General features: G+C 74.3%; 27 protein-coding genes. 18 read left to right on the top strand and 9 right to left on the bottom strand.

What is annotated here, in order from left to right:
• Positions 1-5: 5 nt before the first annotated feature.
• Positions 6-935: a glycosyltransferase gene (locus ACIRSS_RS10875; protein WP_400893235.1), complete on the top strand. Its 930-nt coding sequence runs from the start codon at positions 6-8 to the stop codon at positions 933-935.
• 23 nt (positions 936-958) lie between these two features.
• Positions 959-2,167, top strand: coding sequence for a glycosyltransferase (locus tag ACIRSS_RS10870; RefSeq protein ID WP_400893234.1), 1,209 nt, complete (start codon positions 959-961; stop codon positions 2,165-2,167).
• A gap of 181 nt (positions 2,168-2,348) precedes the next feature.
• Here ACIRSS_RS10870 and ACIRSS_RS10865 read toward each other — a convergent pair whose 3' ends face one another.
• Genes ACIRSS_RS10865 through ACIRSS_RS10855 form a run of 3 tightly spaced genes read right to left on the bottom strand, consistent with a single transcriptional unit; the run spans position 2,349 to position 4,929 of the window.
• The gene (locus ACIRSS_RS10865; RefSeq protein WP_400893232.1) at positions 2,349-3,239 is read right to left on the bottom strand and encodes a glycosyltransferase family 2 protein; all 891 of its coding nucleotides are present in this window, start codon (positions 3,237-3,239) and stop codon (positions 2,349-2,351) included.
• Positions 3,218-4,084 (bottom strand): glycosyltransferase family 2 protein, encoded by an 867-nt coding sequence (locus tag ACIRSS_RS10860; protein WP_400893230.1) that lies wholly within the window; start codon positions 4,082-4,084, stop codon positions 3,218-3,220. Before ACIRSS_RS10860 ends, ACIRSS_RS10865 begins: the two co-directional genes overlap by 22 nt.
• Positions 4,081-4,929, bottom strand: coding sequence for a polysaccharide pyruvyl transferase family protein (locus ACIRSS_RS10855; RefSeq protein ID WP_400893228.1), 849 nt, complete (start codon positions 4,927-4,929; stop codon positions 4,081-4,083). Before ACIRSS_RS10855 ends, ACIRSS_RS10860 begins: the two co-directional genes overlap by 4 nt.
• Positions 4,930-4,999: 70 nt before the next feature.
• On the opposite strand from ACIRSS_RS10855, the gene ACIRSS_RS10850 reads away from it, so the two are divergent.
• From ACIRSS_RS10850 to ACIRSS_RS10810, 9 genes are all read left to right on the top strand, one after another.
• Positions 5,000-5,965 (top strand): UDP-glucuronic acid decarboxylase family protein, encoded by a 966-nt coding sequence (locus ACIRSS_RS10850; protein WP_400893226.1) that lies wholly within the window; start codon positions 5,000-5,002, stop codon positions 5,963-5,965.
• 115 nt (positions 5,966-6,080) lie between these two features.
• Complete coding sequence (locus tag ACIRSS_RS10845) at positions 6,081-7,754, top strand: carbamoyltransferase (protein ID WP_400893223.1); 1,674 nt, start codon at positions 6,081-6,083, stop codon at positions 7,752-7,754.
• The gene (locus tag ACIRSS_RS10840) at positions 7,754-8,314 is read left to right on the top strand and encodes an SIS domain-containing protein (protein WP_400893438.1); all 561 of its coding nucleotides are present in this window, start codon (positions 7,754-7,756) and stop codon (positions 8,312-8,314) included. Before ACIRSS_RS10845 ends, ACIRSS_RS10840 begins: the two co-directional genes overlap by 1 nt.
• Complete coding sequence (locus ACIRSS_RS10835) at positions 8,311-9,678, top strand: PfkB family carbohydrate kinase (RefSeq protein ID WP_400893221.1); 1,368 nt, start codon at positions 8,311-8,313, stop codon at positions 9,676-9,678. Before ACIRSS_RS10840 ends, ACIRSS_RS10835 begins: the two co-directional genes overlap by 4 nt.
• A 25-nt stretch (positions 9,679-9,703) precedes the next feature.
• Positions 9,704-10,390 carry an SDR family oxidoreductase gene (locus tag ACIRSS_RS10830; protein WP_400893219.1) on the top strand — a complete coding sequence of 229 codons (687 nt, stop codon included), beginning with the start codon at positions 9,704-9,706 and terminating at the stop codon, positions 10,388-10,390.
• Positions 10,381-11,394 (top strand): glycosyltransferase family 9 protein, encoded by a 1,014-nt coding sequence (locus ACIRSS_RS10825; RefSeq protein ID WP_400893217.1) that lies wholly within the window; start codon positions 10,381-10,383, stop codon positions 11,392-11,394. The genes ACIRSS_RS10830 and ACIRSS_RS10825 overlap by 10 nt, the downstream gene beginning before the upstream one ends.
• A complete protein-coding gene (locus tag ACIRSS_RS10820; RefSeq protein ID WP_400893214.1) occupies positions 11,387-12,691 on the top strand; it encodes a UDP-glucose dehydrogenase family protein in 1,305 nt (434 codons plus the stop codon). The genes ACIRSS_RS10825 and ACIRSS_RS10820 overlap by 8 nt, the downstream gene beginning before the upstream one ends.
• Positions 12,688-13,293, top strand: coding sequence for a flavodoxin family protein (locus ACIRSS_RS10815; protein ID WP_400893212.1), 606 nt, complete (start codon positions 12,688-12,690; stop codon positions 13,291-13,293). The genes ACIRSS_RS10820 and ACIRSS_RS10815 overlap by 4 nt, the downstream gene beginning before the upstream one ends.
• 98 nt (positions 13,294-13,391) lie before the next feature.
• Complete coding sequence (locus tag ACIRSS_RS10810) at positions 13,392-13,571, top strand: hypothetical protein (RefSeq protein WP_400893209.1); 180 nt, start codon at positions 13,392-13,394, stop codon at positions 13,569-13,571.
• 13 nt (positions 13,572-13,584) lie between these two features.
• On the opposite strand, the gene ACIRSS_RS10805 is transcribed toward ACIRSS_RS10810, so the two are convergent.
• Positions 13,585-14,766: an aromatic acid exporter family protein gene (locus ACIRSS_RS10805; RefSeq protein ID WP_400893207.1), complete on the bottom strand. Its 1,182-nt coding sequence runs from the start codon at positions 14,764-14,766 to the stop codon at positions 13,585-13,587.
• Positions 14,763-16,112, bottom strand: a complete 1,350-nt coding sequence (locus ACIRSS_RS10800; protein WP_400893206.1) for an aldehyde dehydrogenase family protein — start codon at positions 16,110-16,112, stop codon at positions 14,763-14,765. Before ACIRSS_RS10800 ends, ACIRSS_RS10805 begins: the two co-directional genes overlap by 4 nt.
• An 89-nt stretch (positions 16,113-16,201) precedes the next feature.
• Here ACIRSS_RS10800 and ACIRSS_RS10795 point away from each other — a divergent pair, with 89 nt between their 5' ends.
• The 6 genes from ACIRSS_RS10795 to ACIRSS_RS10770 all read left to right on the top strand — a co-directional run bounded on the left by ACIRSS_RS10795 (position 16,202) and on the right by ACIRSS_RS10770 (position 21,207).
• Entirely contained in the window at positions 16,202-17,680 is a 1,479-nt protein-coding gene (locus ACIRSS_RS10795) for an HAD-IIIA family hydrolase (RefSeq protein WP_400893204.1), read from the top strand.
• Positions 17,677-18,717 carry a glycosyltransferase family 9 protein gene (locus tag ACIRSS_RS10790; RefSeq protein ID WP_400893202.1) on the top strand — a complete coding sequence of 347 codons (1,041 nt, stop codon included), beginning with the start codon at positions 17,677-17,679 and terminating at the stop codon, positions 18,715-18,717. The genes ACIRSS_RS10795 and ACIRSS_RS10790 overlap by 4 nt, the downstream gene beginning before the upstream one ends.
• A 258-nt stretch (positions 18,718-18,975) precedes the next feature.
• Positions 18,976-19,800 (top strand): SDR family oxidoreductase, encoded by an 825-nt coding sequence (locus ACIRSS_RS10785; protein WP_400893200.1) that lies wholly within the window; start codon positions 18,976-18,978, stop codon positions 19,798-19,800.
• A 152-nt stretch (positions 19,801-19,952) separates the two neighbouring features.
• On the top strand, positions 19,953-20,402 hold the full coding sequence (locus ACIRSS_RS10780; protein WP_400893197.1) for a DUF4383 domain-containing protein: 450 nt from the start codon (positions 19,953-19,955) through the stop codon (positions 20,400-20,402).
• 11 nt (positions 20,403-20,413) lie between these two features.
• Positions 20,414-20,854, top strand: a complete 441-nt coding sequence (locus tag ACIRSS_RS10775; RefSeq protein WP_400893195.1) for a hypothetical protein — start codon at positions 20,414-20,416, stop codon at positions 20,852-20,854.
• Positions 20,851-21,207, top strand: a complete 357-nt coding sequence (locus ACIRSS_RS10770; RefSeq protein WP_400893193.1) for a VOC family protein — start codon at positions 20,851-20,853, stop codon at positions 21,205-21,207. The genes ACIRSS_RS10775 and ACIRSS_RS10770 overlap by 4 nt, the downstream gene beginning before the upstream one ends.
• 1 nt (position 21,208) lies before the next feature.
• Here the strand turns inward: ACIRSS_RS10770 and ACIRSS_RS10765 are convergent, their stop codons facing one another.
• From ACIRSS_RS10765 to ACIRSS_RS10750, 4 genes are read right to left on the bottom strand one after another with little or no spacing between them, the layout of a single operon-like run.
• Complete coding sequence (locus ACIRSS_RS10765) at positions 21,209-21,646, bottom strand: DUF6292 family protein (protein WP_400893190.1); 438 nt, start codon at positions 21,644-21,646, stop codon at positions 21,209-21,211.
• Positions 21,647-21,702: 56 nt separating this feature from the next.
• Complete coding sequence (locus ACIRSS_RS10760; protein WP_400893436.1) at positions 21,703-22,362, bottom strand: phosphoribosyltransferase; 660 nt, start codon at positions 22,360-22,362, stop codon at positions 21,703-21,705.
• The gene (locus ACIRSS_RS10755) at positions 22,355-23,539 is read right to left on the bottom strand and encodes an erythromycin esterase family protein (RefSeq protein WP_400893187.1); all 1,185 of its coding nucleotides are present in this window, start codon (positions 23,537-23,539) and stop codon (positions 22,355-22,357) included. The genes ACIRSS_RS10760 and ACIRSS_RS10755 overlap by 8 nt, the downstream gene beginning before the upstream one ends.
• Before the next feature lie 36 nt (positions 23,540-23,575).
• The gene (locus tag ACIRSS_RS10750) at positions 23,576-23,914 is read right to left on the bottom strand and encodes a hypothetical protein (RefSeq protein ID WP_400893185.1); all 339 of its coding nucleotides are present in this window, start codon (positions 23,912-23,914) and stop codon (positions 23,576-23,578) included.
• Between the two features lie 112 nt (positions 23,915-24,026).
• Between ACIRSS_RS10750 and ACIRSS_RS10745 the strand changes: the two genes are divergently transcribed.
• Positions 24,027-25,463, top strand: coding sequence for a glycoside hydrolase family 76 protein (locus ACIRSS_RS10745; protein ID WP_400893183.1), 1,437 nt, complete (start codon positions 24,027-24,029; stop codon positions 25,461-25,463).
• Positions 25,464-25,480 lie beyond the last annotated feature (17 nt).

The raw sequence follows: 25,480 nt of genomic DNA, 5'->3' as shown, positions 1-25,480 counted from the left end.
GAGCCATGACCGAACCCGGATCCCGGCGCCTGCGAGTACTGCTCTGGCACGTGCACGGCTCGTGGACCGACGCTTTCGTCCGCGGCCGCCACCAGTACCTGCTGCCGGTGTCCCGGGAAGGCGCGCCCTGGGGGCTCGGGAAGGCGGGCCGCGACTGGCCGTCCGCGACCGAGGTGCCGCTCGACCGCCTGGCCGAGGCCGAGCCGGACGTCGTGGTCGTGCAGCGCCCGGAGGAGCTGGACCTCGTCGCGCGGTTGGACGTGCCGGCCGTCTACGTGGAACACAACGCGCCCCGGCCGTACGCCGCTTCGAGCGAGCACCCCCTCGCCGGGCGGGCCGACATCACCGTCGCGCACGTGACCCACTTCAACGAGGCGATGTGGGACTGCGGCCGCGCGCCCACGACCGTCGTCCCGCACGGCATTCCCGACCCCGGCGCGCGCTACACCGGCGAGCTCGCCGCGGGCGTGTCGATGATCAACGAGCCGGTACGCCGCCGCCGCGTCACCGGCGCCGACCTCCTCGAAACGCTCGCCGAGGCCGCCCCCGTGGACCTCTTCGGCATCGGGACGGAAGAAGTCGGCGGCCGGGGCGACGTCCCCGCGCCCACGCTGCACGACGAGATCGCCCGCCGTCGCGTCTACCTCCACACCGCCCGCTGGACGTCGCTGGGACTGTCCCTTTTGGAGGCGATGCACCTGGCGATGCCGGTCGTCGTCTTCGCCGCCACCGAGGCGATCGAGGCCGTGCCGCCCGACGCGGGCGTGCTCTCCACCGACGTCTCGGTTCTGGCCAAAGGCTTCCGCGAGCTCGTGCACGAACCCGACTTCGCCGCGCTCGCCGGCAAGAACGCCCGCGAACACGCCCTGAAAAAACACGGGCTGGACGCCTTCCTCGCCACTTGGGACCACCTCCTCGCCGAGGCGGTCCGCTGAACCCCGAAGGGAACGCCACACCGATGAAGATCGCGATGGTGTCCGAACACGCCAACCCCTTGGCCGCGCTGGGCGAAGCCGACGCCGGCGGGCAGAACGTGCACGTCGCCGAGCTGTCGGCGGCCCTCACGCGCGCCGGCCACGACGTCACCGTCTACACGCGCCGGGAAAGCCTCGACGAGCCGCTCGAAGTCCGCGCGCCGCAGGGCTACGGCGTCGTGCACGTGCCCGCCGGGCCGCCCCGGAAGGAGTCGAAGGACCGTCTCCTGCCGTACATGGGCGAGTTCGGGAGCTTCCTGCGCGACCGGTGGGCCACCGACCGGCCGGACGTGGCGCACGCGCACTTCTGGATGTCCGGCCTCGCGACGGCCCTGGCGGCGAGCGCGAGCGGCACACCCGTCACGCAGACGTTCCACGCGCTCGGCGTCGTGAAGAAGCGGTACCAAGGGGACCAGGACACCAGCCCGGCCGACCGGATCCGGCTCGAGCGGATCATCGCGCGGCAAGCCGGGCGAGTCATCGCCACCTGCTCGGACGAGGTGTTCGAGCTGTCGCGCCTCGGCGTGCCGCGATCGCGGATCTCGATCGTGCCCTGCGGCGTCGACCTCGGCCGGTTCTCCCCCGACGGGCCCACCGCCCGCCGCCGGGAACGCCACCGCCTGGTGGCCGTCGGCCGGCTGGTGCCGCGCAAGGGGTTCGACATCGCGATCACCGCGCTCGCCCAGCTGCCGGACACCGAACTGGTGATCGCGGGCGGCCCCGAACGCGGCCGGCTGTCCCAGGACCCGGAGGCGACGCGCCTGCGGGAGCTGGCCGACCGGCTCGGCGTCGGCGACCGCGTCCGGTGGCCCGGTCAGGTCTCCCGGGAGGACATGCCGGCCCTGCTGCGCTCGGCCGACGCCGTCGTGTGCACGCCGTGGTACGAGCCGTTCGGGATCGTGCCCCTGGAGGCGATGGCCTGCGGCGTCCCGGTGGTCGCGGCGGCGGTGGGTGGGCTGACCGACACCGTCGTCGACGGGGTGACCGGGCTGCTGGTCCGGCCGCACCAGCCGAAGGAGCTCGCTTCGCGGGTTCGCCGGCTGCTGGACGACCCGGCGTTGTGCCACGCGTACGGCACCGCGGGCCACGACCGCGCCGTGGCCCGCTATTCGTGGGACCGCGTCGCGGCCGACACGCTGCGGGCGTACCACAAGCTGGTCCCGGGAACCGCGGTCACCGCCGAAGCCCGCTGACCTGGGCCGCGACTTGGGCGAAGCTTCGGGTCCACGCGACGCCGGCGGATGTTCTCGAACCGGACCCCGCCGGGGTCCTGAGCCGGCTCCACCGAACTCCTCCATTTTTCGCCCGCATATAGCGGAGTCGCGACTGCGGCCGGTCTCGCCAATACCAGGGACGTAGCGGGCCTCAACGTCGTCAGCCCACGTAACGGCGGGCCTTCGAGTTCCGCTGGGGTTCTTCCAGCAGGCACAGGCCGTGTTCGACGTGCGGCGGGACCACCTTGCGGTCCGCGAGGACCCGGGGCAGGCCGCGCAGCACGTCGACGAGCGCGGCCGCCGTCGCCCGGTCGCGGGGGGCCGTGCGCAGCACCTCGCGGCCGCGGCGGAAGACCGCCGGCCAGGGGCGGCGCAGCAGGAGCGTCCACAGGGTGTTGCGGATGCCGAGGCGGCGGCGGTGGCGCGGGTCGCGCAGCTTCGACGGCGCGTGGTGGATCACGACGTCCTCGGCCCAGCACATCCACCAGCCGCGCGCCGCGAGGTCCAGCGCGAACAGCTCTTCCTCGCCGCCCAGCCACATCCGCGTCGAAAAGCCGCCGACTTCGCGGAACGCGCTCACGCGGACCGCGGTCAGCCCGGCCATGATGCCCAGCAGTGCCGGTCCCGGCAGCCACGACGGACCCGGCACCGGGGATTCGCGCAGCTCCGGCGTGATCGGGTCCTCGGCCAGGCCCGGCTCGACCAGGCAGCGGCCGGTCACCGAGCCCAACCCTGGGTACGCGTCGAGCAGATCGGCCGCCCGGGTCAGCGCGCCCGGCTGCCAGGTCGTGTCGTCGTCGCAGAACGCGACGTACGGCGTCGTGACCTCCTCGACGGCGACGTTGCGCGCCACCGCGCCGAGGTTGTCCTCCAACGGGAACAGCCGGACACCGGGGAACTCGCGGGCGACCATGGCGGCCGTCCCGTCGGCGGACCCGTTGTCCGCGACGAAGACCGGCGGCTCGTCCGGCAAGGACGTCATGTGCGCCAAGGTCTCCCGCAGCTGCTCACGGCGGTTGCAGGTGATGATCACGACCGAGATGCGCGCCATGCGGCGGTCCTTTCCAGAGTCCGGGCCTGGTGTTCGACGTGCGCGGGCAGGACGCGGCGGGAGCCGAGGGCCCGGGGCAGCCGGGCCACCGCGCCGAGCACGGCACTCGGCGCGGCGACGAGCGTCCGGGCCACCTCCCGGCGGCAGACGCGCGGCGGGCGGCGCAGCACGGCGATGAGCAGCCGGTTGCGCAGTTCGGCCCGACGGCGCCACGACGACGGCGGCCGCGACCGCGACGGGTGGTGGTGGGCGCGCAGGTGTCCGACATAGCAGACGTCCCAGCCGCGCGCGGCCAGGTCGTAGGCGAGCAGCTGCTCCTCCGCGCCGAAGTGCAGGAGCGCGCTGAAGCCGCCCACTTGCAGGTACGCCGTCCGGCGGACGATCGCGGAGCAGGCGAGGAACCCGAGCACCAGCGGCCCGGGCGCGCCGTCGGGGCGGCCCAGCGGGCTGCGTTCCATCTCGGGCGTCACGGGGTCGTCCCGGCATTCCGGGCCGACGAGGGTGCGCGCGGCGAGGAGGCCGGTCCGCGGGTGCTCGTCGAAGATCCGTTCGGCTTCGGGCAGCGCGCCGGGCGCCCACCACGAGTCGTCGTCGCTGAAGGCCACGTACGGCGTCTCGGCGACGAGCACCCCGAGCGTGCGGGCGGCGGCACCGAGGTTGTGCGGCAGCCGGATCAGCCGGACGCCGGGGAAGCGCGCGGCGACGTCGGGAGTGTCGTCCCCGGAAGCGTTGTCCAGCACGATGACCGGCGGTCGCGGGTCCAAAGAGGACAGCTGGGACAGTGTGTTGGCCAGCTCGCCGGCGCGGTTGCAGGTGGCGATGACGACGGTCGTGCGCGCGCTCACCGCGAAGCCGTCAGTTCGGCCAGGAACCCGGCCAGCGACGGCACCGGCGGCGGCGTGACCGCGAGGGACAAACACGACTTCAGGCGGGCGTCGAGCAACGCCGTGTCCCCGGCGTCTTCGGCCGCGACGACCGGCCAGCCGAGCGCCTTCGCCTGCGCGGTCACCTTTCCCCCGCCGGCCACCGGATCGACGGCGACCACCGGGACTCCCGCCTTCAACCCGAGTACCAGCCCGTGCAGCCGCGTGGTGACCACGGCGTCCATTGTGGACAGCAACGAGACGAACTGGTCCGGGGTGGCGCACCGCTGCCAGTCCTCGTGCGCCAGCCGCGTATCGAGGGGAACCCGCGCGCAGTCGAGGCCCGCGACCCACGCGGTCAGCGCGTCGTGGACTTCGTCGTGCCGGCCCGCGCCGCCGTACTCGGGCTGGTGCGGTGCGAGGACCACGCCGAGCACCGGCGTCTTCGAGACCGGCGCGGCCAGGGAGAGGTCCGGGGTGACGCCGTCGTCGCGCGGGAAGATCCGGTGGAACCCCGTCGCCGCCGGGTCTTCCGGGTCGGGCACGGACACGCCGAGTGCGATCCGGCGGCAGGGCGCGTACCGGTCGTGCAGTGAACGCACCTGCGGCCCGTGCACCGGGCCGCAGGCGAACACCACGTGGGTGTAGTCCTCAGGTGGGGAGTCGGGCAGGTGCCGGGTGCCGGGGCGGAAGCCGGGGCTCCACACGACGTCGTGGTCGATCCCCGCTTGCGCGAGCGCGGTTCCCACCGCGCGCAAGCTGAGGACATCCCCCGCGGTCGCTTCGCCGTGCAGGAAACTGGCCCATCCGGTGAGCAGAACTCGCATGCGTGCCGGGTACCCGGGTGCCGCGGGCTAAACGGGTTTGCCGCCGGAGCCGCCGGGTAGCCGGACCGGCATGACGAATCCGGGAGTGACCAGGCGGTTCGAACGTGCGGTGGTGACCGGGGGTGCCGGTTTCGTCGGCGCGCACCTGTGCGAGCTGCTGCTCGAAGACGGCATCGAAGTGATCGCCGTGGACAACCTCGCGACGTCCTCGGCGGACACCCTCGACGTGCTGCGCCGCCACGACCGGTTCCGGTTCGTGCGCCACGACGTCACGCGGCCGATCCCGCTGGACTGCCGGGCGGACGTCGTCTTCCACCTGGCTTCGGCCGCGTCTCCCCGCGACTACCTCGCCCTGCCGCTGGAGACGCTGCGCGCCGGCTCGTACGGCACCGAGCACGCGCTCGACCTCGCCCGCCGCGACAGCGCCCGGTTCGTCCTCGCCTCGACCAGCGAGGTCTACGGCGATCCGCTGGAGCACCCGCAGCGCGAGGAGTATTGGGGCAACGTCAACCCGATCGGCCCTCGCAGCGTCTACGACGAGGCCAAGCGCTTCGCCGAAGCCCTGACGTCGGCCTACCGCCGGGAACACGGCGTCGACACGGGGATCGCGCGGATCTTCAACACCTACGGTCCCGGCATGCGCGCCCACGACGGCCGGATGATCCCCGCGTTCCTCGACCAGGCCCTCAAGGGCGAGCCGATCACGGTCACCGGAACCGGCGAGCAGACGCGGTCCATCTGCTACGTCGAGGACACCGTCCGCGGCCTCCTCGCCCTGGCGCGGTCGGACCACCCGGGACCGGTCAACATCGGCAACCCGCACGAGCTGACCGTCCGCCGGGTCGCCGAGCGGATCAAGGAGATCACCGGCTCGGACTCCCCCATCGAGGAGATCGACGCCGTCGTCGACGACCCGAAGCGGCGGTGCCCCGACATCTCGCTCGCGCGGGACGTCCTGGGGTGGGAACCGAAGATCGACGCCGACGACGGCCTGCGGCGCACCGCGGCGTGGTTCCGCCGGGCGCCGCTGCGCTGAGTAGCGACGCCCAGGGCTTTCGGGCCCGATCGTTTATGGGTGACTTCGCCGGGTAGCGCTATACGCGAGAGCGGACCGGCCAAGAAGTCCGCACCGGAATGCCAGAGGCAGGTCGATGCGCATCCTCGGGATCAACGCCGTCTTCCACGACCCGGCCGCCGCGCTGGTGGTGGACGGCGAGATCGTCGCCGCGGCCGAAGAAGAACGGTTCAGCCGCCGCAAGCACGGCAAGCAGGCCGTCCCGTTCTCCACGTGGGAACAGCCCGCGCAAGCCGCGGCCTGGTGCCTGGAGCGGGCCGGGCTGTCCGCGAAGGACCTCGACGCCGTCGGATATTCCTACGATCCCGCATTGGTCGAGCCCGGCCTGGCCGGCCACGACCCGAGTGGCGAGGAGCTGCGGACCGAGTTCGCGAAGCGCGCGCCCCTGTTCCTGAAGTCCGCGTTGCCCGGACTCGACCCGGGCATCGTCAAGTTCGTCCGCCACCACGTCGCGCACGCCGCGTCGGCCGCGCTGGCCGCGCCGTTCGGCGACTGCGCCGTGCTGGTGGCCGACGGCCGCGGCGAGAGCACGTCCTACCTGGCCGGTGAGTACCGCGACGGCCGGTTCAAGGAACTGGCCGCGCAAAAGCTCCCGCACTCGCTCGGCCTGCTCTACGAAGACCTCACCGAGCACCTCGGTTTCGCCCGCTCCAGCGACGAGTACAAGGTCATGGCGCTGGCCTCCTACGGCAAACCCGAGTACGTCGACGAACTCTGCGAGCACGTCCACGTCACCGGCGACGGCGGCTTCCACGCCGCGGGCGTCGACCTGGCGGCGCTGGCCCCGCGCCGGGCCGCGGGCGAGGAGCTCACCCGGCGGCACGCCGACCTGGCCTCGAGCGTCCAAAAGGTCCTCGAAGACATCCTGCTGGAGCTGACGGACTGGCTGCACGAGCGCACCGGTCACCGCGATCTCGCCTTGGCGGGCGGGATCGCGCTGAACTGCGTCGCCAACAGCCGGCTGCACGCCGAGGGCCCGTTCGACCGGGTCTGGGTGCAGCCCGCGGCGGGTGACGCGGGCACGGCGCTGGGCGCGGCGCTGCAGCTGGCGGCCGACGCCGGGGAACGCGGCGCGCCGATGGGCGACGCGGGCTTGGGTCGCGAATGGACCGACGAGCAGCTCGAAGACATCCTGATCAAGGCGAAGCTGCCTTACGAGCGGCCTGACGACGTCGCCGAGGCCGTCGCCGAAGCGCTCGCGGACGACGCCGTCGTGGCCTGGTTCCAGGGCCGCGCCGAGTTCGGGCCGCGGGCGCTGGGCCACCGCTCGCTGCTGGCCCACCCGGGCCGCAAGGCGAACCTCGAACGCCTCAACGACGTCAAGGGCCGCGAGCAGTTCCGCCCGGTGGCGCCGATGGTGCGGGCCGAGCGGGCGGCCGGGATCTTCACCCGCGGCCCGCTGCCGAGCCCGTACATGCTGTTCGTGCACGACGTCGCCGAGGACTGGCGGGAGAAGATCCCCGCCGTCACGCACGTCGACGGCACCGCGCGCGTCCAGACCGTCGAAGACCGCGAAAACCCCGTGCTGGCCCGGATGCTCGCCGGGTTCGAGCGGCGCACCGGCCTGCCGGTCGTGATCAACACCAGCCTCAACACCGCGGGCCGGCCGATGGTCGACTCGCCCCGCGACGCGCTCGAGTGCTTCGGCTCGGCGCCGATCGACCTGCTGGCGCTGGGGCCGTTCGTGCTCCGGCGTCCCCGTCCGACACGAGCCGGCGCGGCGTCGCCGGAGGAAAAGGAGGTGCCGTGATGGAAGACCATCTCGCCGCTCTGGCCGAGGCCGCCCGGCGGGCCCGCGAATCCGCGCCGAAGATCACCGGCTGGGGCCGGCACCTCGCCGGGGTCTTCGAGGCCGGCGGGCGGCTGCTCGCCTGCGGCAACGGCGGCAGCGCCGCCGAGGCCCAGCACCTGACGGGAGAGCTGGTCGGGCGGTTCCGCCACGAGCGGCGGCCGCTGTCGGCGATCGCGCTGCACGCGGACACCTCGGCGACCACGGCCATCGTCAACGACTACGGCGACCACGAGGTCTTCGCCCGCCAGGTGCGCGCGCACGGACGGGCGGGTGACGTGCTGGTCTGCCTGTCCACCAGCGGCACCAGCCCGAACGTCGTCGCCGCGGCGAAGGCCGCCCACGAGCTGGGCGTCACGACCTGGGCGCTGACCGGGCCCGCGCCGAACCCCCTCGCCGCGTTGTGCGACGACGCCGTGACGGTCGAGGCGCCGACCGTCGCCACCGTCCAGGAGATGCACCTGGTCCTGGTGCACGGCTTGTGCGCGGCGCTCGACGACGCGCTCGGGGTGACCGCGTGAAGCCGCTGGTCGTCCTCGGCGACACGCTGCTCGACGTCGACGCCGAAGGCACCGCCGAGCGGCTGTGCCCGGAGGCACCGGTGCCCGTGGTCGACCTGACCGCGCGGCGCCGCCGCCCGGGTGGTGCCGGGCTCGCCGCCTTGCTCGCCGCGCGGTCCGCGGCCGAAGTCGTGCTGGTGACGCCGCTGGGCGACGACGAAGGCGGGCACGCGCTAGCCGGCCTGCTCGAACCCGACGTCACCGTGCTGCCGCTGCCGCTGCGCGGCACGACGGTGTGCAAGACCCGCGTCCGCGCGGGCGGGCAGTCGTTGCTGCGCCTGGATTCCGGCGACGGCACCGCCACCGCCGGCCCGCTGCCCGCCGCGGTGCGCGAGGCCCTCGAAGACGCCGGCGCGATCCTCGTCGCCGACTACGGGCGCGGCCTGACGCGCAACCCGCACGTCCGCCGGCTGCTGCGGGACCGGGCCGAGCGGATCCCGGTGGTCTGGGACCCGCATCCGCGCGGCGCCCAGCCGGTGCCCGGGATCGCGCTGGTCACGCCGAACCTCGCCGAGGCCCGCGCGGTGCTCGCCGGCCACGAGGAGCCGGCCGAGCTGGCCAAGCTGCTGCGCGGGCACTGGCACGCCGACGCGGTCGCGGTGACCGTCGGCTCGCGCGGCGCCGTGCTGTCCGACGGCCTCGGCGAAACGGCCGTGCCGGTCCCCGCCGCGGCGCGGGCTCCGGGGCACGCGGCACCCGACACGTGCGGTGCGGGCGACCGGTTCGCCGCGGCCGCCACCGCGGCCCTGCTCGCCGGGGCCGACGCGGGGGAAGCCGTCACGACCGCGGTCGAGGCGGCCGCCCGGTTCGTCGCCGACGGCGGGGCCACCGCGCTGTCCACGAACGACGGCCCGGTGGCGGACCCGCAGCCGGCCACCGACGCCTTCGGCCTCGCCGAACGCGTCCGGGACCGCGGTGGCCGCCTCATCGCCACCGGTGGCTGCTTCGACCTGCTGCACCCTGGGCACGTGAGCCTGCTGCGGCAGGCCCGCGCGCTCGGCGACGCCCTCGTCGTGTGCCTCAACTCCGACTCCTCGGTGCGGGCCCTCAAGGGACCCGGCCGCCCGCTCGTGCGGGACCGCGACCGGGCGCGGCTGCTGACCGCGTTGTCCTTTGTGGACGCCGTGGTCGTGTTCGACGAAGACTCCCCCGCCGCCGTGCTGGACCGGCTGCGCCCGCACGTGTGGGTCAAGGGCGGCGACTACGCGGCCGCCGACCTGCCCGAACGCGAGGTCGTCGAGCGCCACGGCGGCGAGGTCGTGCTCGTCCCGACCGTGCCCGGCTATTCGACGTCGCGGCTGGTCGCCGCGGCGGCCAGTGCCTGAATCCCCCGATCTCCGAAGGAATGCGATGCGACCCCTCGGCAACGTCCTGATCACCGGTGGCGCTTCCGGCCTCGGTGCCGCCACCGTCGACGCCGTCCGCAAGGCGGGCGGCACCCCGTACGTCCTCGACCGCGTCCGCCCCGACGACCCGGCCGAATACGTCGAAGCCGACCTGACGGACACCGCCGCGACCGAGGCCGCGGTGCGCGAGCTCGCCGACCGCGCGGGTGGCCTGGACGGCGTGTTCACCGCCGCCGGTACCGACGCCTGCGGCCCGCTCGGCGAAGTGTCCACGGAGGACTGGGAGCGGGTGGTGAAGGTGAACCTGCTCGGCACCGCCGCCGTCGTCCGCGCCGCGCTCCCCCACCTCGAACGCTCGCACGGCACCGTCGTCACCGTGGCGTCCACACTGGGCATCAAAGCCGTGAGCGACGCGACCGCTTACTGCGCCTCGAAGTTCGGCGTCGTCGGCTTCACCCGCGCGCTGGCCGCCGAGCTGGCCGGGCGCGTCGGCGTCACGCTGCTGATCCCCGGCGGGATGTGGACGCACTTCTTCGACGGCCGCACCGACCAGTACAAGCCGCCGCCGGACGCGAAGCTCAACCAGCCCGAGAACGTGGCGGACACGGTCGTCTTCGCGCTGCGGCAGCCGCCCGGCTCCGAGGTCCGCGAACTCGTCGTGTGCGCTTCGGAGGAGGGGTCGTGGCCGTGAGCTCCGCGGTCCTCGTGCTGCGGGCGCTCGGGCTCGGCGACCTGCTGACCGGCGTCCCCGCGCTGCGGGCCCTGCGGGCCGCGTACCCGGACGACCGCCTGGTGCTGGCTGCCCCCGAGGGGCTGCGCGACCTCGTCGAGCTGATCGACGCGGTCGACGAGCTGCTGCCGACGGCGGGCCTGGGCGACCTCGCGTGGCCCGGGCCGCCGCCGAGGCTGGCCGTCAACCTGCACGGCAGCGGCCCGGAGAGTCTCCACGACCTGCTGGCCACCGACCCGGCCGAGCTGCTGACCCACCACCACCCGGACTTCTCCGACGTGCCCGGCCTCGAGTGGCGCGCCGACGTCCACGAAGTCGACCGCTGGTGCCGGCTCGTCGAGTACGCCCACCTGGAAGCGGACCGCACGGCGCTGCGGCTGCCGGTGCCGCCGGGCCCGAGCCGCGCGCCGGACGCGGTCGTGGTGCACCCGGGCGCGGCCTTCCCCGCGCGCCGCTGGCCGCCGGAACGGTTCGCCGGCGTGGTGCGGGCGCTCGCCGCGGCCGGGCACCGCGTGGTCCTCACCGGCAGCGCCGCCGAACGCGAACTGGCGTCGTCGATCGCCGACCGCGCCGGGCTCGGCGATGACGCCGTGCTCGCCGGGCGGACGGACCTGGCGGAGCTGGCCGCGCTGGTGGCCGGGGCCGCGCTCGTCGTCTGCGGCGACACCGGTGTCGGGCACCTCGCGACCGCGTTCGGCACGCCGTCGGTGCTGCTGTTCGGCCCGACGCCGCCGCGGCTGTGGGGACCGCCGCCGTCGGCGCGGCAGCACTGTGACAGCCGGGCCTCCGCCCCGGGCCGGGGGCTCCGCCACCCGGAACCCCCGCCACTACACATCGTGCTCTGGGCGGGCAACGTCGGCGACCCGCACGGCTCGGAACCCGACGGCGGCCTGCTCCTCCTCGGCGAGGAACGCGTGCTGGCCGCGACCCGCGCGGCGCTGGAAGCGCGGGTGGCGCATGGCTGAGCACATCGGGATCGTCGGCGCAGGCTACGTCGGCCTGACCAGTGCCGCCTGCTTCGCGCGGCTCGGGCACCGGGTGACCTGCGTGGACGCCGATCAGTCCAAAGTGGACGCCTTGCGCCGGGGCGAGGTGGCCATCGCCGAGCCCGGCCTGCCCGAGCTGGTCGCCCAGGGCCTCGGCGACGGGACGCTCACCTTCACCGGCGCCCAGGCCGAGCTGTACGGCGCCGGCCTCGTCTTCCTGTGCCTGCCGACCCCGCCCGCCGCGGACGGCCGGCCCGACCTCGGCGTGCTCGAACACGTCCAGCCGCAGCTCGGGCGCCTGCTGCGGCCCGGCTGCGTGGTGGTCACGAAGTCGACGGTCCCGGTCGGCACCGCGGCCCGGCTGCCCGGGCTGCTGGGCCGGGACGACCTGCCGGTCGTGGCCAACCCGGAGTTCCTGCGCGAAGGGCACGCCGTCGAGGACTTCCTGCACCCGGACCGGGTCGTGGTCGGAACCGACCCGCCGGGGTCGGCGGCGGCTTCGCGCGTGGCCCGGCTGTACGAGCCGACCGGCGCCCCGGTCGTCGCCACCGACTCGGCCAGCGCGGAACTCGCGAAGTACGCGAGCAACGCGTTCCTCGCGGTGAAGCTGTCCTACGTGAACGTCCTCGCCGAGCTGTGCGAGCGGTTCGGCGCCGACGTCCGCGAGGTCGCCCGCACCATGGGCCTGGACGCGCGGATCGGCCCGGAGTTCCTCGCCCCCGGGCCCGGCTGGGGCGGCTCGTGCCTGCCGAAGGACACCTCGGCGCTGCTGCACGCGGCCGAGTCCGCCGGCGTCGAATTCGGCATCCTGCGCGACGCGGTCCGCGTCAACGCCCGGCAGCGCGCGCGGGTCGTGCGAGCCGTGCGCCAAGCCGTCACCGGCTCGCCGGCGGGCTCCCTGGCCGGCGCGCGGATCGGCTTGCTGGGCTTGGCGTTCAAGGCCGGCACCGGCGACCTGCGCGACTCCCCCGCGCTGGCGGTGGCGGCCGACCTCGCCCGCGCTGGCGCGGAGCTGGCCGCCCACGACCCGGCCGTGAGCGCCGTGCCCGGCCTGGACGCCGTCCAGGTCGTCGACGACCCGTACCTGGTGGCCAAGGACGCCGCCGCGCTGGTCGTGCTCACCGAGTGGCCGGAGTTCCGGGACCTCGACTGGGCCCGGCTGGCCGCGTCGGCCGCATCGGCGATCGTCGTCGACACCCGCAACCTGCTCGATCCCGACGCTCTTCCGGGCTTCACCCACGTCGGCGTCGGCACCCCCTCCAGGAGGCAGTCATGACCCTGCGCGTCCTCGCGCTGACCTGCACGCTCAAGCCGTCGCCGGCGAAGTCGAGCAGCGACCTCATCGCGCGTCAGCTGCTCGACCTCTTCGCCGAACGGGGCGCAACCGGCGAGGTGGTCCGCGTGGTCGACCACGACGTCCGCCCCGGCGTCGAGGCCGACATGGGCGCGGGCGACGAGTGGCCGGAGATCCGGCGCAAGATCGCGGCCGCGGACATCCTGCTGATCGCCACCCCCACGTGGGTGGGTCACATGTCGAGCGTCGCCCAGCGGGTCCTCGAACGGCTGGACGCGGAACTGTCCGAAACGGACGACGAGGGGCGGCCGGCGATGTTCGGCAAGGTCGCGGTGGCCGCCGTGGTGGGCAACGAGGACGGCGCGCACAAGATCATCGCGGACCTGTTCCAGGCGCTGAACGACACCGGCTTCACGGTGCCCGCCCAGGGTGCGACGTACTGGAACGGCGAGGCCATGCAGGGCGGCGACTACCAGGACCTCGACGAGACGCCGAAGGCCGTGGCCTCGACGAACGCGACGCTGGTCCGCAACGCCGTCCACTTGGCGACCGTGCTCGGCGCGCAGCCGTACCCGGCGTCGTGACTACTCCTTTCGAGTGAGGTGCTTGCTCCGGACGAGTGTGGCGCACGCCACGGGGGTAGCCGGGCAGGACCTTCGATCCCGTCAGGGGGGCTCCACCGATGCCGAACCGAGTCATGATCAGCCGCGACAGCAAGCCGATCCCCTGCGAGGAGTGCGGCCTGCCCACGTTGCACGTCGCCCGGCTGGTCGCCGGCGACGGGTCGCTGCTGGGCCAGACGATGGTCTGCACGGCCTGCCGCCGCCACCGCGCGGAAACCGAGGTGCTCGCGGTCCCGTGACCGCGGGCCGCGCTCAGCGGTTCTCCAGCTTCTCCACGAGCAAGCGCGCGGGGAGGATCATCGTGCCCAGGCCCAGCCGGGCCGGGACACCGTCCTCCTCCGCCGTCACCAAGCGCTCCTCCAGCTTCTCCAGCAGCGCGCGGCACTCCTCCAGGTCGACCGGCTCGCCCACGACGGCCACCGCCTGCACGGCGCCCGCCAGCAGGTGCACCAGGTCGGCCAGGGTGTCCCGCGCGTCCGGCCAGGGGTATTCGAACGGGTGCCGGTCGCGCGCCCGGGTCGTGGTGCGCACCGCGGAGACGAGCTGGGCCACCGCGGGCCACAGCGCCGTGAGTGTCCGAAGCGGACGCTCGTGGCCCGCGCCGGACGTCGGGCGGCCGCGGCGCAGGTTCAGCATCCGGCCCTCGCGCGTCAGGCCGACCGCCTCCTCCGCCGCCAGCACCTGGCTCCGGGTGTCCTCGGACCGCGTCAGCAGGTCGTCGAGGTCGCCCGGGTCGTCGGCGCGCACCACGTCCGACAGCGACTCGAGCAGGCCCGCCAGCGCCGTCGCGAGCCGATCGGTCGCCGTGGCCAGGCGTTCGCCGTACAGCGGCGGGAAGATCAGCGTGTTGACCGCGACGCCGATGGCCGCGCCCAGCGCCGTCTCCAGCAGGCGGTCGCCCAGCAGCGCCGGGTCGCGGGCCGTGCCGTAGGAGACCAGCAGCATGCCGGTGACGCCGACCCAGACCCCCGCGTCCCCGAACCGCCGCCAGTTCCCGGCGAGCAGCCCCACGAACACGACGACGGCCAGCGCGACCGCCTGGGACGGGATCAGCTGCCCGGCCACCGCCGCGAGGAGCACGCCGGTGGCCACCGAGCCGACCTGCTGGAGCCACCCGCGCAGCGACCGGTAGACGGTCGCTTCCACCAGGAAGATGGCCGCGTACGGCGCGAGGAACGGCTGCGGCAGCTTCAGGACGAGCGTCGCGAGCAGCCACGCCGCGGTCGCGGCCAGCGTGGCTTTGGCCGTCTGGACGAGGATCCGGCGTTCGCGCCCGGGCACCCGCAGCGCGCGGGCGAACCAGCCCCACGGTGTCCGGTCGTGCCGTCCGGCGTCCGTGCCGCCCGGGCCGAAGGCGGCGGCCAGGCCCCGCCGGACCTCGTCCCCCGCCTTCAGCCGGACCGGGCGGCGGTCTCGGTCGTTCCGGTCGGTCATCCGGGCGGCGCCACGTGCACCAGCTTCGTCTGGGTCAGCTCGTCGAGCAGCTCCGGCCCGTAGCCGTACCCGTTGCCGCTGCGGCCGCGGGGATGGGCCGCACCGCCGGGCGCGCCGCCGAAGACGTTGTTGACCTTCACCGTCCCGGCCGGCAGCTCCCGCCACGCGCGCTGGGCGTTCGCCATCGACGCCGTGAGCACGGTCGCCGCGAGCCCGTAGTCACCTTGCGCCGCCTGTGCGAGTCCCTCGTCGAAGCTCGGCACGACCTGGACCGGGGCCACCGGGCCGAACGTCTCCTCGGTCATCACCCGCAGGTCCGCGGCGCACCCGGTGAGCACGGTCGCCGGGTAGTGGGCGCCGGGCCCGTCCGGCACCGCGCCCCCGGTCAGCACCCGGGCGCCGCGCTCGACCGCGTCCGCGACGTGCGAGTGCACGTGATCGCGGTGGCGCCGGTCGACCAGCGGAGCGAGGGTCCGCGCTTCGGCTTCCTTCACCAGCGCGGCGAGGAAAGCGTCGGCGACGGCTTCGTGGACGTAGATCCGTTCGACGGCGACGCAGATCTGGCCGGAGTTGGCGAACGCGCCCAGCGCCGCCTGGCCCGCCGCCCACGCCGGGTCGACGTCCGCGTCGACGACGAGGGGGTCGTTGCCGCCGTTCTCGAGCAGCGTCTTCGCGCCGGTCGCGGCCGCGCTCGCGGCGATCGACCGGCCGGTCGCCGTGCTGCCGACGTGCGCGAGGACGTCGACGTCGGCGCGCATCGCGAGGACCGCGCCGACCCCGCCGTCGCCCTGCACGGTCTGCACCACGCCGCCGGGGAACACCCCGGCCAGGATCTGCCCCAGCAGCTGCCCGGTGTGCGGCGCGCGCTCGCTCGGCTTGTGCACGACGGTGTTCCCGGTGACCAGGGCCGCGCCGAGGAGGCCGCAGGCGACCGCGACCGGGTCGTTCCACGGCGTCAGCGCGACGACCACGCCACGCGGCTCGGGCACCATCAGGTCGGTCGCGCCCGGGTCGCCGAGCAGGCTGCGCCCGCGGTGGACCGGGCCGAGCTCCGCGTACTGGTCCAGCGTTCCGGCGCCGGCGAGCACCCCTTCGCGGGCTTCGTCGCGCGGCCGGCCCGTTTCCGCCTCGTTCGCGGCGGCCAGTTCGTCCGCCTGGGCCCGCAGCCGATCGGCCGCGGTGTGCAGCAGCGCGCCGCGTTCGGCGGCCGGCGTCCGCGCCCACGCGGCCCGCGTCTCGTTCGCCAGCGCCAGGGCTGCGTCGATCTCGTCTTCGCCCACGGTCGGCACGCTGCCCACCACGCTGCCGTCGGCCGGGTTCCGGATTTCGAGTGTCCCCGCGATCATCCGCACCTCCTTCTCGTCCCGGCCCGGTTACCCGCGCGCCCGCGATCGACACGCCGTTTGACCGGGCACCACGCGGGTAGCCCCGTCCGGTGACTGCTTCGCTCGACTACACCGTGGTGATCCCCACGACGGGCCGGGAGACGCTTCGGCCGCTGCTGGACACCCTGCTCGGCGGCGAAGGCCCGCGGCCGGCGGAGATCCTCGTCGTCGACGACCGCCCGGGTGGGTCCGAACTGGACATCCCGGGCGGCGTGCGCGTCCTGCGTTCGGGTGGGCGCGGCCCGGCCGCCGCGCGGAACCTCGGCTGGCGCACGGCGAAGAGCGAGTGGATCGCCTTCGTCGACGACGACGTCGTGCTCGTGCCCGACTGGCCCCGGCAGCTGGCCGAAGACCTGCTGTGGCTGCCCCCGGAAGTCGCCGCGTCGCAGGGCCGGATCACCGTCCCGCTGCCCGCGGACCGCCGTCCGGCCGACGACGAGCGCGGCACGGCGGGCCTCGAGACCGCCCGCTGGATCACCGCCGACATGGCCTACCGGCGCGCCGCGCTCGTCGAGGTGGGCGGGTTCGACGAGCGGTTCCCGCGCGCGTTCCGCGAAGACTCCGACCTCGCGCTGCGCGTCGCCGACGCCGGGCACCGGATCGACCAGGGCGAGCGGCGCACGACGCACCCGGCCCGCCGCGCCGGGTTCTTCTACAGCCTCAAAGCCCAGCGGGGCAACGCGGACAACGCGTTGATGCGCGCCAAGCACGGCGTCCTCTGGCGGCAGCGCACCGGCGCGGGCCAGGGCCGGCTCGGGCTGCACGCACTGTCCACAGTGGCCGGTCTCGCCGCGGTGGTACTGCCGGTGCTGCGGCAGCGCGGAAAGGCCGTCCTCGCCGCCGGGATCTGGGCCGGGCTGACGGCGGAGTTCGCTGCCCGCCGGATCGTGCCGGGCCCGCGGACCCCGGGCGAGGTGGCCCGGATGGCCGTCACGAGCGCCCTCATCCCACCGGCCGCGTGCTACCACCGCGTCCGCGGGGAGATCGCGGCGCGGCGCCCGAAGCCACCGGTCGCGGTGCTGTTCGACCGGGACGACACGCTGATCGTCGACGTCCCGTACCTCAACGACCCGGCCGGGGTCCGCCCGGTGCCGGGCGCCGCCGACCTGGTGCGCGGACTGCGTGACCGCGGCATCCCGGTCGGCATCGTGAGCAACCAGTCGGGAGTCGCGAAAGGACTGATCGCGCCGGGCCAGCTCGCCGCCGTCAACGCCCGCGTGGACGAGCTGCTGGGCCCGTTCGGCACGTGGCAGGTCTGCGTCCACGACGACGGCGACGGCTGCGACTGCCGCAAACCGCGGCCGGGCATGGTGTTGCGCGCGGCGGACGAGCTGGGCGTCGACCCCGCGTCCTGCGTGGTCATCGGCGACACCGGCGCCGACGTCGACGCGGCCCTGGCCGCCGGGGCGCGCGCGGTGCTCGTGCCGACGGGCCGCACGCTCGAACGCGAGATCGCCCGCGCACGCCGGCACGCCGCCGTCGCGCGGGACCTGTCCGAAGCGCTGCGCGTCGCCGGGGTCGCCGGATGAGCCGGGTGCTCGTCGCCCGCCAGGACAACCTCGGCGACGTCCTGCTCGCCGGGCCGTGCCTCCGCGCGGTCGCCGCGCAGGCGTCCCACGTGACGCTGCTGACCGGACCGCACGGGCGCGCCGCGGGCGAGCTGCTGCCGGGCGTCGACGAAGTGCTCACGTGGACGGCACCGTGGATCGACCCCGCGCCGCCGCCGGTCACCGCGGAGGACACCGGCGAGTTCGTCGCGCTGATCCGGGCGAAGGCGTTCGACCGGGCGCTGATCCTGACGTCGTTCCACCAGTCGCCTCTGCCCTTGGCACTGCTGCTGCGGCAGGCCGGCGTCCCGTGGATCGGCGCGATCTCCGAGGACTACCCGGGCAGCCTGCTCGACCTGCGCCACCGCGTCGAGGGCGACCCTCCGGAGCCGGTCCGGATGCTGTCGCTGGCCGAGGCGGCCGGGTACGCGCTGCCGCCGGACGACCACGGCGCCTTGGCCTTGCGACGCCCGCTGCCGCCCATCACCCGCCTGACCGGCGGCGGCCCGTACGTCGTCGTGCACCCGGCGGCGTCCGTCCCGGCCCGACAGCCCTCGGCGGCCTGGAGCCACCGGGTGGTGCGGGCGCTGGCCGCGGAGGGGCACCGGGTGCTGGTGACGGGCGCCCCGGGCGAGGCGCACCTGACGGCGGGCGTGGCGGGGACAGCGGCGGTCAACCTCGGCGGCCGGACATCCCTGGCCGAGCTGGCGGCGGTGCTGTCGGGGGCACAGGTGGTGGTGGCCCCCAACACGGGCCCGGCCCACCTCGCCGCGGCGGCGGGAACGCCGGTGGTATCGCTGTTCGCCCCGGTGGTCCCGGCGGCACGCTGGGCACCGTACGGCGTCCCGGTGGTACTGCTGGGCGACCAGGGCGCCGGGTGCCGGGACAGCCGGGCCCGCGTGTGCCCGGTACCGGGCCACCCGTGCCTGGAGCAGATCGACCCGGCGGAGGTCTGCCGAGCGGTGGCCGAGCTGGGCGCGGTAACCCCACCCCGCGCGGCGATCAGTTCGCTGCTGTAGACGTACTTTTCGCGTGCGGCTGTGACGGCCCGGGCGAGCGGCATCCCGCCCGGGCCGTGCCCGGATCAGCCGCCGATCTCCTTACTCACCCCGCTCGGCCCGTCGATCGGATTCGGCTTGCTCAAGGGAGTCTCCTTCAGCTCGGGAACGGCGCGGTTACCCGGCCGAAGCCAGGACACACACTCGATTCGGCGCCGGCTGTTCCTGGTTTAGGCCCGGAAGGACGTGGTAGCCGAACGGGAACGAAAGGACCGCCCCATGTCCCTCCCCGCGCCACTGCCCGCCGACGCCACCCCGCCGCGGTGCGCCGTCGTCACCGGTGCGGATTCCGGCATCGGCCGCGCCATCGCGGTCGCGCTCGCCGATGGGGGCCTGGATGTGGGCATCACCTACCACTCCGACGTCCAAGGCGCCGAGGAAACCGCCGCCGAGGTCCGATCGCACGGCGGGACCGCGCACGTCCGGCAGCTCGACCTCACCCGTCTGCCCGAAGCCGCCGACGTCGTCGACGCGTTCGCCGCCGATCTCGGCGGCATCGATGTCCTGGTCAACTGCTCCGGTACCGGTAGCAGCCAGCGCGTGCTCGACCTCGGCTACGAGAAGTGGCGCGAAGTCCTCGACGTCGACCTCGACGGGGTCTTCCTCCTGTCGCAGCGCGCGGCTCGGCACATGATCGACGCCGGCCGCGGGGGCCGGATCATCACCATCACCAGCGTGCACGAGCACGTCCCGCGCGTCGGTGCCGCACCGTACTGTGCCGCCAAAGCCGGGGCGGGTGCGCTCACGCAGGTGCTCGCCTTGGAGCTGGCCGAGCACGCGATCACCGTGAACTCCGTGGCACCGGGCGAAATCTCGACGCCGATGACCGGGCAGGGCGACGCGGACCCGCGCGAGCAGCGGCGGCCCGGCATCCCGTTGGGGCGCACCGGCCACGCCGCCGAGGTGGCCGCCGCCGTCGCGTTCCTCGCCTCACCCGCGGCCGGCTACATCACCGGCACGTCGCTGGTCGTCGACGGCGGCCTGCTCCTGATGGGTGCCCAGCACGGCACCGCCCACGACGGGAACGACTGGCGTTCCCCCTGAGACCAGGGGCCCGCGCCGCGGTTGCAGGGACCGGCGCGGGTCCCGGCCGTGGGCCGGGCGGCGGACCATCGGGCCGCCGTCCGGCCCCTTCCACCCGCCGGTTTCCCGTCCGGTTCGCCGGGTATCCGGCCGTCAGGAAAAGGAGGCTTTCCATGACGTCCGCCGAGACCCGCGCCCGGACCGGCGCGACCTGGCTCCGCCCGGTCGTCGCCGTCCTTGGGCTGCTCTACCTCGCGTTGGGGATCGCCGGGTGGCTGACGCCGGAGACGGCGACGGTCGGCCACGTGACCACCGGCCGGGTGGTGGGGCTGTTCAGCGCCAGCGTGCTCCTCAACCTCGTCCACACCGCGGTCGGGGTGCTCGGGCTGCTCGCCGCGACGCGGAAAGCGGGGGCGGTCATCTACTGCTGGGTGCTGTTCGCGGGCTTCGCCGGCATGACCGCGTACGGCGTGCTCGCCACCGCGTTCAGCACGCCGGAGGACCCGATCAACGTCAACTGGGCCGACAACGTGCTGCACGGGCTCACCGCGATCGCCGGGCTGGTCCTCGGGATCGCCGGGGCCCGCGCGGTTTCGGCGCGTCAGCGGCGGGTGGCCGCGTGAAGGAGGGTGCCGTGCACCAGGTGACCACAGGCGACTCGGCGGCGGCGGACGAGCCCACCGTCGTCGTGCACCACCGGCTGCACGCCGACTTCTGCGTCCGGTTCCCCCGCCTGCGCCGCGCGCTGGGCGCCGGCAGCGGGCTGGAGCTGGACGCCGACGGCCTGCGCGTGCGGTTCGGGCCGTGGCTCGTGACGACCCCGCTGGGCAACATCGCCGGCGCCGAGGTCAGCGGGCCGTTCAGCCCGGTTCGCGCTCTCGGTGTCCGGCTGTCGCTCGCCGACCGCGGCCTGACGTTCGGCACGACCACCGAAGGCGGTGTGTGCCTGCGGTTCCGGGAGCCGGTCCGCGGTATCGACCCGTGGGGCCTGATCCGCCACCCCGGGCTGACGGTCACGGTCTGCGAACCGGACCTGGTCGCCGAGGCGATCAACCGGGTGGTGGCGCAGGCGTGACGAAGATCCTGGCCGTGGCGGTCGACTGCCACCGGCCCGAGCTGCTGGTGGAGTTCTGGAAAGCGGCGCTGGGGCACGGGAAGTCCCGGACCTGGACCGACTCCCACGGAGTGACCTACCGGCAGCTCGACTTCGACGAGGGGCCCGCGTTGCTGTTCCAGCCGGTGCCCGAAGGGAAGTCGGTGAAGAACCGGCTGCACCTCGACCTGGCGCCGGCGGAAGGCGATCAACGCGCCGAGGTCGAGCGGCTGGTCATGCTGGGTGCGAAGGTCCTCGACGACCCGCCCGACGACCCGTGGATCGTGCTCGCGGACCCCGAGGGCAACGAGTTCTGCGTCTTGCCGGCGCGCTGATTCAGGCTTGGCCCTCGGGCAGGCAGACGTTCTCGTCACTCGCGTAGGAGGCGAGGCGCTCGTCGAAGCCGTCCGGGGCCCCGGGTCTCCGGAAGTCCGGGGGTTCGGGCTGGCCCGGGTAGTCGTCGCCGTAGAGGCCGGCGACGAACGCGACCACCGCTTCCGGTGCCGGCAGCACGTCCACGCCGAGGTACGCCAAGACGACCACGTCCTCACCGGTGGCCGACTCGACGGCGGCCGCCCAGCCGTCCCGCTCGTCCCACAGCAGCGCCGTCTCGTGGTCCGGGAACCGCGCGAGCCGCCGCTCGAGCGCCAGGTACGCCGTCGCGGGGGCGTCCACCTCGCAGAACCAAGCGGGCGCGTCCAGCTCGGCCGCCACGGCCAGCAGGTACTGCCTCAGCCCGCGCGCCGCCGCGCCGAGCCCGTCCCGTTCGATCATCCGCGCCTGCCCATCCGTCGGTGCCCCCGCCCGGTGGTACCCCGCCGCCGATCCGGTCAACCAGGCCGTTCCCCCAGGTGGAGCAGCACATCGAGAACGTCTTCGTCACTCGTCTGGTGGAAATCCGCGTACCACTGACCCACGGCGCGAAAGTCCGGCGGTTCGGTCACGCAGACGACGTCGTCGGCTTCGCGCAGCAACCCCGCCGCCGCGCCCGGGGCGCCGACCGGGGCCGCGAACACGACCGTCCGCGGGTTCCTCGCGCGCACGTCCCGCAGGGCCGCCGTCGCGGTGACGCCGGTGGCGAGCCCGTCGTCGACGAGGATGACGTCGCGGTCGTCGAGCGCGGCCGGCGGACGGCCGTGCCGGTAGCGCTCGAGCCGGCGGCGTGCCTCCGCGCGTTCCCGGTGCTCCGCCCGCGCCATGCGGGCCGCGGTGAGCTTCAGCCGGCGCAGGGACGCTTCGTCGTAGATCGCCGGGCCGTCCGGGGTGACCGCGCCGACGCCGAATTCGGGCCGCCCGGGCGCGCCGATCTTGCGCGCCACCGCGACGTCCAGTTCGGCGCCCAGCCGGCGCGCCACGACCGCGGCCACCGGCACACCGCCCCGGGCGAGGCCGAGCACGAGCGGGGACACCCAGCGCCGGCGCAGCAGTTCAGCGGCGAGGCGCCGGCCGCCGTCGGTGCGGTCGGCGAAGACGAGCCGCTCGTCATCCACCACGCGGGTAAGTCTGCGCCGGGACGAACGGGGGCTCCTCCTCCGGCTCCCAGTGGTGCAGCGGGGTGATCGCGGTGGTCTCGTCGCAGTGGACGAACGCGTCGTAGCGGGCGGCCGGGACGTACCCGCCGCCGCGGTGGACGACGCCGATCGCGCGGTGCTCGCGCGGTTCGTGCGCCCAGACGTCGTCGTCGCGGAAGACGAAGAAGCTGTTCTCGTCGGGCACGGCGTCGTGCAGCAGTCCCTCCCAGCTGTCCGGGTGCGCCGGCTCGACCGTCATCCGGCGCACCGACCCGCCCCAGTGGCCGGCGGCGATCACCGAGCCGTGGTGGGTGCCGAACCCGACCGTGGCGACGCCGTCGGCCGCGTGCCGTTCCCGCGCCAGCCGGCCGAGGGTGCCGCCGACCTGCGTGTTGTGCGCCCACACCACGGCCTTCGACCGCGGGCCGTACGCCCGCAGCAGCCGGTCGAGGGTGTCGTTCAGATGGGTGGCACGGGCGTCGCGGGCCCGCGCCCCGCCGTGGAGGAGCTCGCGGTAGTAGCCCTCGGCGCCCGGCACGCCGACGCGGGCCGACGTCAGCCGGCGCACGACCTCTTCGCGGCTGTTGTCCGGCACCAGCCCAGCGGAGCCGCGGGGGTCGTCACCGTCGGGCTCGAAGCAGCGGAACGCGCGGATCGTCGCGTCGAGCCGGTCGGGCGCGTGTTCGCGGACGAACTCGAGGACGCCGCGCAGGAACTCCCCCAGGCTGTGGACGTCGAGACCGTGGAAGCCGCACGGGACGCCGTCGCCGGTGGCGTTGAACGCGCGCTGCCAGCGGGCGAACTCGGCGACCTCTTCGTTGGCCCACCGCCAGGTCGGCCAGTGGCGGAAGCCCCACAGCGCCTGACCGGGGTCGTTCGGCGCGCCGGGCGCCCCGGCGACGCAGTAGTGCACCCGGTGGCACTCCGCCCAATCGCCGTCGACGGCGACGAACGAGAAGTCCCGTTCGGCCAGCAGCCGTTTCGTCAGCTCGGCGCGCCACCGCTGGAACTCGGCGGTGCCGTGCGTCGCCTCGCCGAGCAGCACGATCCGGGCGCGCGCGAGGCGCCGGACCAGCGGGTCGAGGTCCTGCGGGCTACGCAGGGGCGTCGCCGCTTCGCGGATCGCCTTCACGTCGGTGAGCAGGGTTCCTGACATGCTTGGACGTTCCCGTTCCGGCCGGCCACGAAACCCTCAGGGCCGCCAGCCGTCCTGCCAGTCCGGGTGGGCCTCGTACACCGAGGCGATCAGCTTCACGGACGCGTCGTCGTGGACGTCCCGGATCTCGCGGCGCAGGAACTCGGCCTTCTCGGCGAACGGCACCGGGTGCCGGTCCTCCATCGCTTCGACCGGCCCGCCGGCGAGGATGAGGCCGTCGCCGTCGTCGGCGTACATGATCCGCAGCCTGCCCCGCCGCTCGGCCTCGTCGAGCAGCGGCAGTTCGCCCTCGCGGACGCGCTCTTCGTCCTCCGCGAGCCGGGCGAGCACGAACTCGTCCAGCTTCGCGGCCGGGGTGTCGTCGAGGTTCGTCATGACCGGGGGTTACCGCGGGAATTCCTGTCCGAAACCTGTCCCGGTAAGGACTGGACCAATATTATTAGCTCCCGAGAATGGAGTCATCGCCCTTCGGCGCGGAAGGTGACAGATGAGCCTCCTGATCCCCCTGCTGACCGTGGTCCTCGCGGCTACGCCCACCCCGGCCCCTTCGCCGGCCGCGAGCCCGCTCGCGGCGATCTGCGACAAGTACTGCGACGCCCGGGATCCCGCCCTCTCCCCCGGCGACCGCGAAGGCGCTTCGGCGACCATCAGCGGCCGCCGGCTCTCCCTGCACCTCGACGACGGCGACGACATGGGCTGGGCGGCGATCACCGGCGGTGCGGCCGGCGACCACGTCTGGCTGGACCGCTCGTTCGACGCCGGGCGCACGTGGGCGTCGGGCAGCAAGCTGGGCGACACGGCGACGCCGTCGGGCGGCACCGGCTGGCGGACGCTGATGTACAACGTCGACGACTGGAACGCCAAGGGCGTCGGCCTGCTGCGGGCGTGCGGGCAGCCCGCCGGTTCGGGCTCGATCGCCTGCACCGGCTGGGCGCGCACGACGTGGAACGCGTGGGACCACCGCACCGCGGCCGCGACGGCGCTGATGGAGCGCTACAACCTCGGCACCGGCCTGTTCGACACGACCGGCTGGTGGAACTCGGCGAACGCGCTGACCGCGATCATCGACAACGTCCGGATCAGCGGCATGAGCAGCTACCGGTACGCCGTCGACACGACGTACACGAAGAACCTCGCCGCCCAGGGCGGCCAGTTCCGCAACGACTACCTCGACGACACCGGCTGGTGGGGCCTGGCGTGGGTGGACGCGTACGACCTGACGGGCGACAGCAAGTACCTGAACACGGCCCGGGCGGACGCGGACCACATGTACGCGTACTGGGACGGCGTCTGCGGCGGCGGGGTCTGGTGGAGCACGAGCCGCACGTACAAGAACGCCATCCCGAACTCGCTGTACATCCAGCTGAACGCGGCGCTGCACAACCGCATCCCGGGTGACACGGCCTACCTGGCGCGGGCCCGGGCGGGCTGGACCTGGTTCGCCGGCAGCGGGATGATCAACGGCTCGAACCTGGTCAACGACGGGCTGACGACGTCGTGCGCGAACAACGGCCAGGCCGTGTGGTCGTACAACCAGGGCGTCCCGCTGGCGGCGCTGACCGAGCTGTCCCGCGCGACGGGCGACTCAAGCTTGCTGACGAAGGCGCGGGCGATGGCGAACGCGTCGACGACCAACGGGTCGCTGAACCCGGGCGGCATCCTGCGCGACCCGGGCGAGTCGGCCGGAGGCGGCGGTGCGGACGGGCCGACCTTCAAGGGCGTGTACGCGCGGGACCTGGCGGTGCTGAACGCGGCGTTGTCGGACCACCCGTACACGGGGTACTTGCAGCGCCAGGCGAACTCGGCCTACGCCAACGACCGCAACAGTGCCGAGGCGTACGGGTTGCTGTGGGCGGGACCGTTCGACCAGGCCGACGCGGCCCGGCAGCAGAGCGCGCTGGACTTGATGAACGCGGCACCCTGACCCGAGCCGGTCGTGCG

Source organism: Amycolatopsis sp. NPDC101161 (assembly GCF_044768185.1).
GTDB lineage: Bacteria > Actinomycetota > Actinomycetes > Mycobacteriales > Pseudonocardiaceae > Amycolatopsis.
The sequence above is the reverse complement of the archived record's forward strand: the minus strand, read 5'-3'. Positions and strand labels throughout refer to the sequence as shown.

Excerpts from the sequence above, each read along its gene's own strand:
- ACIRSS_RS10875 (WP_400893235.1), top strand. The coding sequence starts at position 6 with ATGACCGAACCCGGATCCCGGCGCCTGCGAGTACTGCTCTGGCACGTG.
- ACIRSS_RS10870 (WP_400893234.1), top strand. The coding sequence starts at position 959 with ATGAAGATCGCGATGGTGTCCGAACACGCCAACCCCTTGGCCGCGCTG.
- ACIRSS_RS10865 (WP_400893232.1), bottom strand. The coding sequence starts at position 3,239 with ATGGCGCGCATCTCGGTCGTGATCATCACCTGCAACCGCCGTGAGCAG.
- ACIRSS_RS10855 (WP_400893228.1), bottom strand. The coding sequence starts at position 4,929 with ATGCGAGTTCTGCTCACCGGATGGGCCAGTTTCCTGCACGGCGAAGCG.
- ACIRSS_RS10850 (WP_400893226.1), top strand. The coding sequence starts at position 5,000 with ATGACGAATCCGGGAGTGACCAGGCGGTTCGAACGTGCGGTGGTGACC.
- ACIRSS_RS10845 (WP_400893223.1), top strand. The coding sequence starts at position 6,081 with ATGCGCATCCTCGGGATCAACGCCGTCTTCCACGACCCGGCCGCCGCG.
- ACIRSS_RS10840 (WP_400893438.1), top strand. The coding sequence starts at position 7,754 with ATGGAAGACCATCTCGCCGCTCTGGCCGAGGCCGCCCGGCGGGCCCGC.
- ACIRSS_RS10830 (WP_400893219.1), top strand. The coding sequence starts at position 9,704 with ATGCGACCCCTCGGCAACGTCCTGATCACCGGTGGCGCTTCCGGCCTC.
- ACIRSS_RS10820 (WP_400893214.1), top strand. The coding sequence starts at position 11,387 with ATGGCTGAGCACATCGGGATCGTCGGCGCAGGCTACGTCGGCCTGACC.
- ACIRSS_RS10815 (WP_400893212.1), top strand. The coding sequence starts at position 12,688 with ATGACCCTGCGCGTCCTCGCGCTGACCTGCACGCTCAAGCCGTCGCCG.
- ACIRSS_RS10810 (WP_400893209.1), top strand. The coding sequence starts at position 13,392 with ATGCCGAACCGAGTCATGATCAGCCGCGACAGCAAGCCGATCCCCTGC.
- ACIRSS_RS10805 (WP_400893207.1), bottom strand. The coding sequence starts at position 14,766 with ATGACCGACCGGAACGACCGAGACCGCCGCCCGGTCCGGCTGAAGGCG.
- ACIRSS_RS10800 (WP_400893206.1), bottom strand. The coding sequence starts at position 16,112 with ATGATCGCGGGGACACTCGAAATCCGGAACCCGGCCGACGGCAGCGTG.
- ACIRSS_RS10790 (WP_400893202.1), top strand. The coding sequence starts at position 17,677 with ATGAGCCGGGTGCTCGTCGCCCGCCAGGACAACCTCGGCGACGTCCTG.
- ACIRSS_RS10785 (WP_400893200.1), top strand. The coding sequence starts at position 18,976 with ATGTCCCTCCCCGCGCCACTGCCCGCCGACGCCACCCCGCCGCGGTGC.
- ACIRSS_RS10780 (WP_400893197.1), top strand. The coding sequence starts at position 19,953 with ATGACGTCCGCCGAGACCCGCGCCCGGACCGGCGCGACCTGGCTCCGC.
- ACIRSS_RS10765 (WP_400893190.1), bottom strand. The coding sequence starts at position 21,646 with ATGATCGAACGGGACGGGCTCGGCGCGGCGGCGCGCGGGCTGAGGCAG.
- ACIRSS_RS10755 (WP_400893187.1), bottom strand. The coding sequence starts at position 23,539 with ATGTCAGGAACCCTGCTCACCGACGTGAAGGCGATCCGCGAAGCGGCG.
- ACIRSS_RS10750 (WP_400893185.1), bottom strand. The coding sequence starts at position 23,914 with ATGACGAACCTCGACGACACCCCGGCCGCGAAGCTGGACGAGTTCGTG.
- ACIRSS_RS10745 (WP_400893183.1), top strand. The coding sequence starts at position 24,027 with ATGAGCCTCCTGATCCCCCTGCTGACCGTGGTCCTCGCGGCTACGCCC.